Genomic DNA, 13,077 nt, shown 5'->3' with positions numbered 1-13,077 from the left:
GAACAGAGCGAAGGGCAGCTGCCGTGCGCATCACCGGAATCAGCACACACGTGGTCGGGACGCCGTGGCGCAACCTGACCTACGTCCAGGTGCACACCGACGAGGGCATCACCGGAGTCGGCGAGACCCGGATGCTGGGGCACACCGACGCACTCCTCGGCTATCTGAAGGAGGCCGAGGCCAACCACATTCTCGGTTCCGACCCGTTCGCTGTCGAGGACCTGGTCCGCCGCATGAAGTACGGCGACTACGGCCGAGCGGGCGAGATCGTGATGTCCGGCATCGCCGTCGTCGAGATGGCGTGCTGGGACATCAAGGGCAAGGCCCTCGGTGTCCCCGTGTGGCAGCTGCTGGGCGGGAAGGTCACCGACAAGGTCAAGGCGTACGCCAACGGGTGGTACACCACCGAGCGGACGCCGGAGGCGTACCACAAGGCCGCGCAGGGGGTCATGGAGCGCGGGTACCGGGCGCTGAAGATCGACCCGTTCGGCACCGGGCACTTCGAGCTGGACCAGCAGCAGACGAACTACGCGGTGTCGCTGATCGAGGCCGTGCGGGACGCCATCGGACCGGACGCCGAGCTGATGCTGGAGATGCACGGCCGGTTCTCGCCCTCCACGGCCGTCCGGCTCGCGCGGGAACTCGCGCCGTTCAAGCCGGCCTGGCTGGAGGAGCCGGTCCCGCCGGAGAACCTCAAGGCGCTGAGGAAGGTCGCCGAGAAGGTCGAGATCCCCATCGCCACCGGTGAGCGCATCCACGACCGGATCGAGTTCCGCGAGCTGTTCGAGGACCAGTCGGTGGACGTCATCCAGCCCGACGTCGGCCACATCGGCGGCATCTGGGAGACCCGGAAGCTGGCCGCGACCGCCGAGACGCACTACACGCTGGTCGCCCCGCACAACGTCGGCGGGTCCGTGCTCACCGCCGCGAGCCTCCAGGTCGGGTTCACCTCGCCGAACTTCAAGATCCTTGAGCACTTCAACGACTTCGCGGACGCCGAGATCAAGAAGGTCGTCAAGGGGGCGCCGCAGGTGAACCCGGAGGACGGGTGCTTCCACCTCTCCGACGCACCCGGTCTCGGGGTCGAGCTGGACACCGACGCGGCGGCCGAGTTCCCGCAGCAGCAGGCGCGGTTCGACCTGTGGGCCGAGGGCTGGGAGCAGCGCAACCCCAAGGGGACCGGGGCATGAGCGGCGCGGTCGTCGTCGAGGCGCCGGGGACGCACCGGCTCGTGCCGCACGAGCCGCGTGAACCGGGGCCCGGCGAGGCGCTGGTGCGGGTGCACGCCGCCGGGATCTGCGGCAGCGACCGGGAGGTCTACCAGGGCAACCGGCCCGAGGGATACGTGCGTTACCCGCTCACCCCCGGCCACGAGTGGTCCGGGACCGTGGAGCGGGTCGGCGCGGGGGTGCCGGACGCGCTCGTCGGCCGGAAGGCCGTGGGCGAGGGCTTCCGCAACTGCCAGGTGTGCGACCGCTGCCACGCGGGCGAGACGACGCTGTGCACCGCCGGGTACGAGGAGACCGGCTTCACCCAGCCGGGCGCCATGGCGCCGACGCTGACCCTGCCCGCGCGGCTGCTGCACGTCCTGCCCGACGACGCCGACCTCACCGCCGCCGCCCTGCTGGAGCCCGCGGCCTGCATCGCCGCCGCCGCGCTCAAGGCGAACGCCCGGCCCGGCGAGCGGGTCGCCGTCGTCGGCACGGGCACGCTCGGCATGTTCGCCGTGCAGTTCCTGCGCGCCGCCTCCCCGGCCGAGCTGCTGGTCGTCGGTACGCGCGGCGACCGGGAGGCGCTGTCGCGGCAGTTCGGCGCCAGCGACTTCCGCACCAAGGACCGGCCGCTCCCGGACGACTTCGACGTCGTGATCGAGACCGCCGGGTCCGCGGACGCCGCCCGCACCGCCGCCGCGCTGCTGCGCCGGGGCGGGCGGCTGGTGCTGACCGGCATCCCGGCGCCGGGCGCCGACGGGCTCGACCCGACCGATCTCGTCGTACGGCAGCTGGAGGTGCACACGGTCTTCGGGGCGCCCCCGGACGCCTGGGCGCACACGGTGCGGGTCTTCGCGGCCGGTCTGCTCGATCCGCGGCCGCTGGTAACGCACGAACTGCCGCTCGCGGAGTTCTCGGAGGCCATCGAGCTGGTGGGTTCCGGCGATCCGAAGGTCGGCAAGGTGCTGCTGCGCCCGGACGCCCACCCCTGAGCCGTACGCCGGTGCGGGGGCGACCTGACGGCCTCCGCACCGGCGTACACCCACCGGACCGGGCGTCGCGCGCCCAGGCCGCCCACGCCCACGGCCGCGAACTTCGTCCGACATATCGAACACAAAGGAACGCTTGTGACCGACGCATCCGCCACGGCCGCCGCACGCAGGCCCGGTGAGCAGGCCCTCACCGCCCTCGGCCTGGCCGCGCCCGCCCCCGATCCCGCCGACGCCTCGCCGCACTCCTTCCCGGGCGGCGGCCGGTGGCGCACCGAGGTCCCCTCCTGCGAGGGGCCGGAGGCGCTGGGGGTGGTGCTCAAGGAGTCCTCGCGACTGGACGTGCCGATCCACCGGATCAGCCAGGGCAGCGGCGTGTGGATGCTGACCGACGCCGAGATCACCGAGATGGTCGAGGCCACCGCCGAACGCGACATAGAGCTCTGCCTGTTCACCGGCCCGCGCGGGACCTGGGACATCGGCGGCTCCACCCGGTCCGACTCGGGCGGCGCGGGCCTGCGGGCCCGCGGCCACGACGCGGTCGCCGGGTGCGTCGAGGACGCCGTGCGCGCGAGCGAGCTGGGTGTGAAGTGCCTGCTCGTCGCCGACGAGGGCGTGCTGTGGACGCTGCACCGGGCCCGCGCCGCCGGCCTCCTGCCCGCCGACACCACGCTGAAGCTCTCGGCGCTCGTCGGACCGGTCAACCCGGCCTCGTACGCGGTGTACGAGCGGCTCGGCGCCGACTCGATCAACGTGCCCAGCGATCTGACGCTGGATCATCTGACCGAAATACGGCGGGTTTCGGCCGCGCCGATGGACATGTACATCGAGGCTCCCGACGACCTCGGCGGCTATGTCCGCATGTACGAGGTCGCCGAGCTGATCCGGCGCGGCGCCCCGCTGTACCTGAAGTTCGGCCTGTCCAAGGCGCCCGGGATCTATCCGTACGGCCACCACCTGCGGGAACTGACGCTGGCCACCGCGAAGGAGCGGGTGCGACGCGGCCGGCTCGCCCTGGACCTGCTCGCCCGGCACGGGGCGGACGGGGACATGGCTCCGCTCGGCACCCGGCTGCCGGGGCCGCTCAACCGGTTCGAGATCTCGTCATAACGTTCCGGAAACTCCCTTCTCAAAAGACGACACGACCGCGCACAATCCCACACACCTGCCTCGCCGACCCAGTCCTCACATCAAGGATGATGACCATGCGCAACCGCAGAGCCGCACTCGCCGCGATAGCCTCCGCCGCCTCGCTCGCCCTCACGCTGACCGCCTGCGGCCAGAACAGCGAGGGCGGCAGCGAGGAGGACAAGGGTGGCAGCGACGGCGCCACCGTCGGTATCGCGATGCCGACCAAGTCCTCCGAGCGCTGGATCACCGACGGCGCCAACGTCGAGAAGGAACTGAAGGCCAAGGGGCTCAAGACCAAGCTCGTCTACGGCGAGGACGACCCGGACCAGCAGGTCTCGCAGATCGAGAACATGATCACGCAGGGTGTGGACGCGCTGATCGTCGCCGCGATCGACAACAAGTCCCTCGGCAACGTCATGCAGCAGGCCAAGGACGCCGACATCCCGGTCATCTCCTACGACCGGCTGATCCTCGGGACGGAGAACGTCGACTACTACGCCTCGTTCGACAACGAGAAGGTCGGCGAGCTGCAGGGCGGCTACATCGTCGACAAGCTCGGCCTGAAGGCCGGCGAGAAGGGCCCCTTCAACATCGAGCTGTTCGCCGGCTCCAACGACGACAACAACACCAAGTACTTCTTCAACGGCGCCATGAAGGTGCTGAAGCCCTACATGGACAAGGGCCAGCTGGTCGTCCGCTCCAAGCAGACCGCGCTCAACCAGGTCACCACCCTGCGCTGGGACGGCGGCACCGCACAGAAGCGCATGGACGACCTGCTCACCTCCAGCTACCGCAGCGCCCGGGTCGACGCGGTGCTCTCGCCCTACGACGGCATCTCCATCGGCATCCTGTCCGCCCTGAAGTCGGACGGCTACGGCTCCGGCAGCAAGGCCATGCCGGTCGTCACCGGCCAGGACGCCGAGATCGCCTCGGTGAAGTCGATCAAGGCGGGCCAGCAGACCCAGACCGTCTTCAAGGACCTGCGCGAGCTCGCCAAGGTCGCGGCGAACATGGTCGACGCGGTTCTGAACGACAAGAAGCCCGAGGTCAACGACACCAAGTCGTACGACAACGGCTCCAAGGTCGTCCCCGCCTACCTGCTCCAGCCGGTCAGCGTCGACAAGTCCAACTACGAGAAGATCCTGGTCGACGGCGGGTACTACACCGCGGGCCAGCTCAACTGACCGGGCCCCATCAAGGATTGGAAGGCACGACCATGGCGGGACCCGTCCTGGAAATGCGCTCGATCGTCAAGACCTTTCCCGGTGTCAAAGCGCTGTCGGACGTCACACTGACCGTTCGCCAGGGCGAGGTCCACGCCATCTGCGGGGAGAACGGCGCCGGCAAGTCGACCCTGATGAAGGTGCTCTCCGGAGTCCACCCGTACGGCAGTTACGAGGGTGACGTCCTCTTCGAGGGCGAGACCTGCCGGTTCAAGGACATCCGGGCGAGCGAACAGCACGGCATCGTGATCATCCACCAGGAGCTGGCGCTGGTGCCGTACCTGTCGATCGCGGAGAACATCTTCCTCGGCAACGAGCACGCCAAGCGCGGACTGATCAACTGGAACGACACCCTCAGGCACGCCACCGAACTGCTGCGCCGGGTCGGTCTCGACGAGCACCCCGAGACCCGGGTCGCCGACATCGGCGTGGGCAAGCAGCAGCTGGTGGAGATCGCCAAGGCGCTGTCGAAGAAGGTGAAGCTGCTCATCCTCGACGAGCCGACGGCGGCGCTCAACGACGAGGACAGCGGCAAACTCCTCGACCTGATCCTTCAGTTGAAGGAACAGGGCATGACCTCGATCATCATCTCGCACAAGCTGAACGAGATCCGCACGGTCGCCGACTCGGTGACCATCATCCGCGACGGGCGCTCCATCGAGACGCTCGACGTGAAGGCGGCGGAGACGACCGAGGACCGGATCATCAGCGGAATGGTCGGCCGCGACCTGGAGAACCGCTTCCCGGACCGGACCCCGCACCAGCCCGAGCAGGGCGCGGCCCCGGCCCTGGAGATCCGCAACTGGACCGTGCACCACCCCATCGACCAGCAGCGCAAGGTCGTCGACGACGTCTCGATCGAGGTGCGGCGCGGCGAGATCGTCGGCATCGCCGGACTCATGGGTGCCGGCCGCACCGAGCTGGCGATGAGCGTCTTCGGCCGCACCTACGGCCGGCACGCGGGCGGCACGGTGCTCAGGGACGGCAAGGAGATCCGTACCAAGACCGTCCCTGAGGCGGTCGGGCACGGGATCGCGTACGTCACCGAGGACCGCAAGCACTACGGCCTCAACCTCATCGACACCATCAACCGGAACATCTCGCTGACCGCGCTGGGCAAGGTCTCCAAGCGGGGCGTGGTCGACGAGCACGGCGAGCGTCAGGTCGCCGAGGGCTACCGCAAGTCGATGAACATCAAGGCGCCGACCGTCTTCGAGCCGGTCGGCAAGCTGTCCGGCGGCAACCAGCAGAAGGTCGTCCTCAGCAAGTGGATCTTCGCGGGTCCCGAGGTGCTGATCCTGGACGAGCCCACGCGCGGCATCGACGTGGGCGCCAAGTACGAGATCTACACGGTCATCGACCGCCTGGCGGCCGAGGGCAAGGCGGTCGTGTTCATCTCCTCCGAGCTGCCCGAGCTGCTCGGCATGTGCGACCGCATCTACACGATGGCCGCCGGGCGGCTGACGGGTGAGTTCTCGCGGGCCGAGGCCTCGCAGGAAGCGCTGATGCGGCAGATGACGAAGGACAAGAAGGACAAAGAGGTAAGCCGATGAGCACGGACGTGACCGCCAAGACCCCGGCCCCGGCGCCGCCCGGCAGAGAGGGCTCGGCCTCCGGCGGCGGCCTGCTGCAGCTGATGCTCGACGGCATGCGCCGCAACATGCGCCAGTACGGCATGCTGATGGCCCTCGGCCTGATCGTGGTGCTGTTCGCGGTGTGGTCCGACGGCGACCTGCTGCTGCCGCGCAACGTCTCCAACCTGGTGCTGCAGAACAGCTACATCCTGATCCTCGCGATCGGCATGATGCTCGTCATCATCGCCGGCCACATCGACCTGTCGGTGGGCTCGCTGACCGCCTTCGTCGGCGCGACGGCCGCCGTCCTGATGGTCAACCACGACCTGCCCTGGCCGGTGGCGGTGGTCCTCTGCCTGGCCATCGGCGCCGCCGCCGGCGCGGTGCAGGGCTTCTTCATCGCCTATCTCGGCATACCGTCGTTCATCGTGACCCTCGCGGGCATGCTGCTCTTCCGCGGTCTGACGGAGATCTTCCTCAAGGGCCAGACCCTCGGCCCGTTCCCGAAGGACCTGCAGAAGATCGCCAACGGCTTCCTGCCCGAGGTCGGCCCGAACACCAACTACCACAACCTCACCCTGCTGCTGGGCTTCGCCCTGATCGCCTTCGTGGTGTACCAGGAGGTCCGCGACCGCAAGCGGCAGCAGGAGTTCTCCCTGGACGTGCCGCCGGTCAAGCTGTTCCTGCTCAAGCTGGTCGCGCTGATCGCCGCGGTGCTCGTCGTCACGCTGCTGCTGGCCAGCTACAAGGGCGCCCCGATCGTGCTGCTCATCCTGGGCGTGCTGGTGGTCGGCTTCGGCTACCTGATGCGCAACGCGATCGTCGGCCGCCACATCTACGCCATCGGCGGCAACCTGCCCGCGGCCAAGCTGTCGGGCGTGAAGGACAAGAAGGTCACCTTCCTGGTCTTCCTGAACATGGGCATGCTCGCGGCCCTGGCGGGTCTGGTCTTCGCCGCCCGCTTCAACGCGGCCTCGCCCAAGGCGGGCCTCAACTTCGAGCTGGAGGCCATCGCCGCCTCCTTCATCGGCGGCGCGTCGATGAGCGGCGGCGTCGGCACGGTCCTCGGCGCGATCATCGGCGGTCTGGTCCTGGGCGTGCTGAACAACGGCATGAACCTCGTCGGCATCGGCACCGACTGGCAGCAGGTCATCAAGGGCGCGGTGCTGCTGGCGGCGGTCGGGTTCGACGTGTGGAACAAGCGCAGGGTCGGTTCGTAACGGATCTCGGGCCCCGCCACCGACGGCGGGGCCCGCTTCTTTTCACGGAAGTACAGGAGCCGCACATGGAACTGAGCAGACGAACGGTCATCGCGTCGGCGGCAGCGGCCGGCGTGGCCGCCACCGCGGTCGGCGGCACGGCGCACGCGTCGGGAGGCAGGAAACCGGTGAAGGAGCTCTTCGGCAAACTGGCCGACGGGACGAAGGTGTACCGCTGGTCGCTGGAGAACGGCAGCACGCGGATGAAGGTGCTGTCGTACGGCGGTGTCGTGCAGTCCCTGGAGATCCCGGACCGCCGGGGCCGGTACGCGAACGTCTCGCTGGGTTTCGACAACCTCGAGGACTACGTCGCCCGCAGCCCGCACTTCGGCGCCCTGATCGGGCGGTACGGCAACCGCATCGCCAAGGGCCGCTTCACCCTGGACGGCAAGGACTACCAGCTCTCCGTCAACGACGGGGAGAACTCCCTGCACGGCGGCGCCCTGGGCTTCGACTACCGGGTGTGGGACGTCGAGCCCTTCACCGAGGGCTCCGACACCGGCCTGGTGCTGCACTACACCAGCGTCGACGGCGAGATGGGCTATCCGGGCACGCTCAAGGCGAAGGTGACGTACACCCTCACCCGGCGCGGCGACTGGCGCATCGACTACGAGGCCACCACCGACAAGGCCACCGTCGTCAACCTCACCAGCCACGTCTACTGGAACCTGGCCGGTGAGGGCAGCGGCACGATCGAGGACCACGAGCTGTCGATCGCCGCCTCCCGCTTCACCCCCACCGACGCCGGCCTGATCCCGACCGGCGAGCTGGCCCGGGTGTCCGGCACGCCCTTCGACTTCCGCCGGGCGAAGCCGATCGGCCGGGACATCCGCGACGCCCACCCGCAGCTGGTCACCGCCAAGGGCTTCGACCACAACTGGGTGCTCGACAAGGGCATCACCGACCGCCCCGAGCACATCGCCACCCTGCGCGAGAACGCCTCGGGCCGCACCCTGCGCATCGCCACCGACCAGCCCGGCCTGCAGTTCTACTCGGGCAACTTCCTCGACGGCACCCTCACCGGCACCGGCGGCTCCCTCTACCGCCAGGGCGACGCCCTGTGCCTGGAGACCCAGCACTTCCCGGACTCGCCGAACCAGCCGTCGTTCCCGTCGACCGTGCTGCGGCCCGGCGAGACCTACCGGACGTCGACGGTGCACTCCTTCGACGCCTGAGGGGCGGGCGCGTGACGGCGTGAGGGCACACTTTCTTCACACCCGTTGAACAGTGCCCCGTCCGCCTCCGTATTCAAGGGCGGCCCGCGTTCCCCGCGCGGGCCGCCCACTTACGGAGGTCCACTTGTCCGGCAACGTCACCTCGTTGTTCCGCAGCACCGCGGCGCACAGCCCCTCGATGGCGGCGCTGACGCGGGAGAGCGGCGAGGCGGCGGGCGCCGGTCCGGTGGACTTCTGCATCCCCTGCAACCCGTACTTCCCCACCCCGGCGATGTTCGACGAGCTGGCGGGCCGGCTGCGCGAGATCATCACCTACTACCCGAGCAGCGCCGACACCATCACCGCCGAACTGTGCGGCCTGCTCCAGCTCCCGCCGCAGTGCGTGGCGATGGGCAACGGCTCCACGGAGCTGATCACCTGGATCGACCACCTGCTGGTCCGGGACTCCCTCGCCGTGCCCGTCCCCACCTTCGGCCGCTGGACCGACCAGCCCATGGAGACCGGCAAGCGGGTCGACATGTTCCCGCTCCAGGAGGCCGGCGGCTTCGCCCTCGACCTCGCCGGGTACGCCGAGTTCGTCCGGGCCAGGGGCACCCGGACCGTGGTGGTCTGCAACCCCAACAACCCCGACGGCGGCTTTCTGCACAAGCAGGCGCTGGTGCAGTTCATGGACGCGATGGCCGACCGGGACCTGGTGGTGATCGACGAGTCCTTCCTGGAGTTCGCCGACGCGGAGGCCGAACCCAGCGTGGTCCAGGAGGCGATGCTGCGCCCCAACGTCGTCGTCCTGCGCAGCCTCGGCAAGAACTTCGGGCTGCACGGCATCCGCTTCGGCTACCTGGTCGCCAATCCGGCGCTCGCGGGCCGGGTGCGCGCCATGCTCCCCAAGTGGAACCTCAACTCCTTCGCCGAGCATGTGGTGTTCATGCTGCGCGACCACGGTCCCGAGTACGCGCGGAGCCTGCACCAGGTGCGCCGCGACCGTCTGGAGATGGCCGCCCAGCTGTCCGCGCTGCCCGGCCTGACCGTCTATCCCTCCCAGGGCAACTTCCTCTTCGTCCGCCTCCCCGTGGGCTCGGAGGGCACCGCCGTGCGCGACCGCATGCTCACCGAGCACCGGGTGCTGGTCCGGGAGTGCGGCAACAAGATCGGTTCGTCCAGCCGCTTCCTGCGTCTCGTGGTGCGCCCCCAGGCCGACGTACGTCGCCTGGTGTCCGGCCTGGAACAGGTGCTCTACGGGGCCGGGAGGGGAGCCGCCGTGCCCGGGCCGGCCACAGGGACCGGCTACAGCTCGGGCACGGCGGCGGTGGACCGCCTGATGCACGAGACCAACGGCTCCGGTATGCGCGCGATCACCGCACAGACCGCCGGTGCCGGTGCCCTGGGGCTCGCCGCCGCTCCGTCCCCCGGCACCGGCACCGGCACCGGCACCGGCGTGCCGCTCCCCGCCGCGGTGCCGGTCGCCCCGGCGGCGGCCGCCGTGCCCGGCCCCGCGCCGGCGCACCGGCCGCTGCCGGGCCCCCAGCCGGGGCCGGTGCCGTATCCCGGGCCGGTGCCGTATCCCGGGCCGGTGCCGGTCCCCCACCCGGCACCGGCCCCGCAGCCCGCGCCGGCCCCGGTTCCGGCGCCGGCCGCGGCCGCCGCGTATCCACCGCCCGACGGCCCCACCCCGCCCGGCGTGCCGGCCCGCGGCGGCCTCACCGCCGCCCAGGTCCGCGGCACCAACGGTCTGGAGTCGGTCCCGGCGACGGGCTGGCCGAACGCGGCGGGGATGGGCCGGGCGGGCTGATCCTCGCCGGGTGTCCCTACCCGGCCGAGACGGCCGGGGTCTGCGACGGGGTCGGGCAGGGTGACGCCGTCGGGGAGGCCGTGGGGTCGGGGGACGCGCTCCCCGGTTCCGGGGAGCAGTCGTCCGTGGCCGTCGGCGAAGGGCTCGGGCCGGTCGGGTCCGGCGAGGGGTCCGGCGTCTTCGTGGGCGGCTGGGAGTGGCCCGGGCCCGTCGGGGAGGACGGGTGCGGCGCCGTGGACGGCACGGGGCGGGACGGGGACGGAGACGGGGACGGGGACCCGGGGCCGCCCGGCGTGGTGCCCGGGTCCGGACCGATGTCGATGCCGTCGCCCCCGCCTCCACCACCGTTCCCGTTCCCGTGGCCCCCGCCGCTGCCGCCGCTCCCTCCGTCGACGGGCTCGGTCGCCGGGGTGGCGCCGCCCGCGCCGGGGCTCTTCGGGACGACGCCCTTGCCGTCGGGGACGGTGTGGACTCCGCGGCTGTAGAACTCCAGCCAGTGCCTGACCAGGGCGAGGTAGGCGCGGGAGTTGTTGTAGCTGAGGACGGCCCGGTCCAGGTCCGCCGCCCGACCCAGGTCCCGGTCGCCGGCGCACAGGTAGTGCCCGGCCGCCAGCGCCGCGTCGAAGACGTTGTTCGGGTCGGCGCGGCCGTCGCCGTTGCCGTCCGCGCCCCAGCGGGCCCAGGTGGACGGCAGGAACTGCATCGGGCCCACCGCCCGGTCGTAGACCGTGTCGCCGTCGTGGGCGCCGCCGTCCGTGTCCAGGATCAGGGCGAAGCCCCGGCCGTCCAGGGGCGGTCCGGTGATCCGGCCGAGGGTCGTGCCGTTCCGGTCGACCGCGCCGCCGCGTGCCTGGCCGGACTCGACCTTGCCGATCGCCGCGAGCAGTTCCCAGGGCAGCCGGCAGCCCGGGTCCGTCCTGCCGACGGCCGTCTCGGCGGCGCGGTAGGCGCGCAGCACGGTGGCCGGGATCCCCGACTGGGCGCGGATCTGCGGCCCGAGCGCGGGGGCGGCCGATCCGCCGTCCCGTGTCGTCAGCGGCGGGAGTTCGGTGTGGTAGGAGCCGTCGCCCGGCGGGGCCGGCTCGGCGTACGGGCCGTCCGCCGTCGGCAGGCTCAGGTCGTCGGCCGCCGGTCCGGCGTGGGTGTCCTCCGCCTCGCCGGTGAGGCCGGGGGCCTGGGACGCGGTGAGGGCCGCCATGGCCGCCACCGCGAGGGCGGTCGTGCGCAGTCCCTTGCGGGCCCGCCGGCGGTACAGGCGTCGGGCACGGCGTACGGACATGGTCGTCACTCCTGTCGGTTCCGTCGGAGGTGCGGGAGGGCGGGGCGGGAGGCGGTCCGGGGTGCGGGCGGGCGGCCTAGCGGCCGAAGGTGTCGAGGGCGGAGACCAGCCAGCGTCCGTCGCGGTGCACGACGTCGACGGCGAGCATGGCCGCGGCGTACACGCCCTCGTCCTGCGCTGCCTCCGCTCCCGCCTTGTCCTTCGGGTCCGTCGCGGCCTTCTTCCCGGTGGTGGCGACGCTGCTCTGGTCGGCGTAGACGAGGACCCGGGCCCGGTCGCCGTCGATCCGTTCCACCGCGCTCTCGGTGACCGTCGTGGTGATCACGGCCTTCTGCTCGTCGGCCCGCGCGCGGACGTCGGCGAGCAGGCCGCGGTGCTGGGCGACGGCCTTGCCCGTCAGGAGGTCCTTCGCCGCCTCGTCGAGGGCGCCAGGGTCCGCGTGGTCGTAGGAGAAGAGCCGGTCGACGGCCTTGCCGACCTGTCCCTTGATCTCGCTGGTGCGGGCGAGGTCGGTCAGCGCGGTGTTGCTCCGCGCCGGCTCGGACCTGAGTCCTTCGGCCTCCGCGTGCGCCCAGCCCGCGAAGCCGCCGAGGAGCACCGTCAGCGCGCAGAGCAGTACGAGGACCGGGGGGCGGCGGCGCGGCCGGGCCGGGGCGGTCTCCTCCTCGTCGACCGGGGGCGAGTCGGCGGTGACGGCGTCCGCGTGCGTCAGGACGGCCGTGGCGCCGCGTCCACCGGTCCGCACCGGGGTGCCTTCCGGGGGCCCGGCCGGGGCGGCGGGCCGGGTCTCGCGGGCCTGGCGGCGCCGCTGGCGGTTGATGTGGTGACGGGTCGTCGACATGGTGCGGTGTCCTCCTCGCTGCGGCCGGCTTCGCGGTACGGGACCGGGTCAGCCGGTCGATGTGCCGCCCACGGGTGCCTGTCCCAGGGCGCTCAGCTTCCACCGCCCGTCGGTCCGGGTGAGTTCGCCGAGCATGCGGCTGTCCTTGTCGGTCTTCGCTCCGTCGGCCGCCTTGACGGTGACGCGCAGGGCGACCAGCACCCGGGCGCGTCCGGCGCGGTCGTCGAGTTCGGTGACGGCGCCGGAGAGCACGCGGGCCGTGCTCACCGTCTTCGCCTCCTTCACCTGGTCGGCGAACTCGCCCCGCCCGGAGGCGAGTTGTTCGTGCAGTTCGCCGGTGGTCGACGACTCCCACAGGTCCAGGCCGCGCTTCAGTTCGCGGTGGTCGAGCGTGTTCAGGTTCTGCACGGCCTGCTCGCCGGCGGAGAGGGCCGCGTCCCGCTGGGCGGCGTAGGCGGCCTGCTCGTCGTGGGCCGCCCGGTACCAGTCCTGACCGGCCCAGGCGGCGGAGCCGCCCGCGGCGAGGGTGAGGGCGAGGGCCAGGGCCGGCAGCGGCCGGGAACGGCCGGCGTCGAGGAGGCGGACCGCGCGTTTCATGGGGTGCTC

At 71.4% G+C, this 13,077-nt stretch carries 11 protein-coding genes; 8 read left to right on the top strand and 3 right to left on the bottom strand.

Features of this window, described 5'->3' with window-relative positions; genetic code table 11:
* Positions 1-23: 23 nt before the first annotated feature.
* The 8 genes from ACZ6IM_RS03460 (at position 24) to ACZ6IM_RS03425 (ending at position 10,351) form a co-directional block, all read left to right on the top strand.
* Positions 24-1,190 carry a mandelate racemase/muconate lactonizing enzyme family protein gene (locus ACZ6IM_RS03460; protein WP_052842368.1) on the top strand — a complete coding sequence of 389 codons (1,167 nt, stop codon included), beginning with the start codon at positions 24-26 and terminating at the stop codon, positions 1,188-1,190.
* Positions 1,187-2,203 carry a zinc-dependent alcohol dehydrogenase gene (locus ACZ6IM_RS03455; protein ID WP_052842369.1) on the top strand — a complete coding sequence of 339 codons (1,017 nt, stop codon included), beginning with the start codon at positions 1,187-1,189 and terminating at the stop codon, positions 2,201-2,203. Before ACZ6IM_RS03460 ends, ACZ6IM_RS03455 begins: the two co-directional genes overlap by 4 nt.
* A 135-nt stretch (positions 2,204-2,338) precedes the next feature.
* On the top strand, positions 2,339-3,310 hold the full coding sequence (locus ACZ6IM_RS03450) for a hypothetical protein (protein ID WP_052842371.1): 972 nt from the start codon (positions 2,339-2,341) through the stop codon (positions 3,308-3,310).
* Positions 3,311-3,405: 95 nt separating this feature from the next.
* On the top strand, positions 3,406-4,515 hold the full coding sequence (gene chvE / locus ACZ6IM_RS03445) for a multiple monosaccharide ABC transporter substrate-binding protein (RefSeq protein WP_052842373.1): 1,110 nt from the start codon (positions 3,406-3,408) through the stop codon (positions 4,513-4,515).
* 32 nt (positions 4,516-4,547) lie between these two features.
* Complete coding sequence (gene mmsA / locus ACZ6IM_RS03440) at positions 4,548-6,107, top strand: multiple monosaccharide ABC transporter ATP-binding protein (RefSeq protein ID WP_052842375.1); 1,560 nt, start codon at positions 4,548-4,550, stop codon at positions 6,105-6,107.
* Positions 6,104-7,348 (top strand): multiple monosaccharide ABC transporter permease, encoded by a 1,245-nt coding sequence (gene mmsB / locus ACZ6IM_RS03435; protein WP_052842376.1) that lies wholly within the window; start codon positions 6,104-6,106, stop codon positions 7,346-7,348. Before mmsA ends, mmsB begins: the two co-directional genes overlap by 4 nt.
* 65 nt (positions 7,349-7,413) lie before the next feature.
* A complete protein-coding gene (locus ACZ6IM_RS03430; RefSeq protein ID WP_469554034.1) occupies positions 7,414-8,562 on the top strand; it encodes an aldose epimerase family protein in 1,149 nt (382 codons plus the stop codon).
* A 124-nt stretch (positions 8,563-8,686) separates the two neighbouring features.
* Positions 8,687-10,351, top strand: a complete 1,665-nt coding sequence (locus ACZ6IM_RS03425; protein ID WP_469554032.1) for a pyridoxal phosphate-dependent aminotransferase — start codon at positions 8,687-8,689, stop codon at positions 10,349-10,351.
* A gap of 16 nt (positions 10,352-10,367) precedes the next feature.
* Here ACZ6IM_RS03425 and ACZ6IM_RS03420 read toward each other — a convergent pair whose 3' ends face one another.
* The 3 genes from ACZ6IM_RS03420 to ACZ6IM_RS03410 form a co-directional block, all read right to left on the bottom strand.
* Positions 10,368-11,630 carry a lytic transglycosylase domain-containing protein gene (locus tag ACZ6IM_RS03420; protein ID WP_469554030.1) on the bottom strand — a complete coding sequence of 421 codons (1,263 nt, stop codon included), beginning with the start codon at positions 11,628-11,630 and terminating at the stop codon, positions 10,368-10,370.
* Between the two features lie 76 nt (positions 11,631-11,706).
* Complete coding sequence (locus ACZ6IM_RS03415) at positions 11,707-12,471, bottom strand: hypothetical protein (RefSeq protein ID WP_052842380.1); 765 nt, start codon at positions 12,469-12,471, stop codon at positions 11,707-11,709.
* 48 nt (positions 12,472-12,519) lie between these two features.
* Entirely contained in the window at positions 12,520-13,068 is a 549-nt protein-coding gene (locus ACZ6IM_RS03410; RefSeq protein ID WP_469554028.1) for a nuclear transport factor 2 family protein, read from the bottom strand.
* Positions 13,069-13,077: the final 9 nt, after the last annotated feature.

The sequence above is a fragment of the Streptomyces sp. NPDC042336 genome, assembly GCF_055581985.1.
This window is presented reverse-complemented; position numbering and strand designations above follow the sequence as displayed.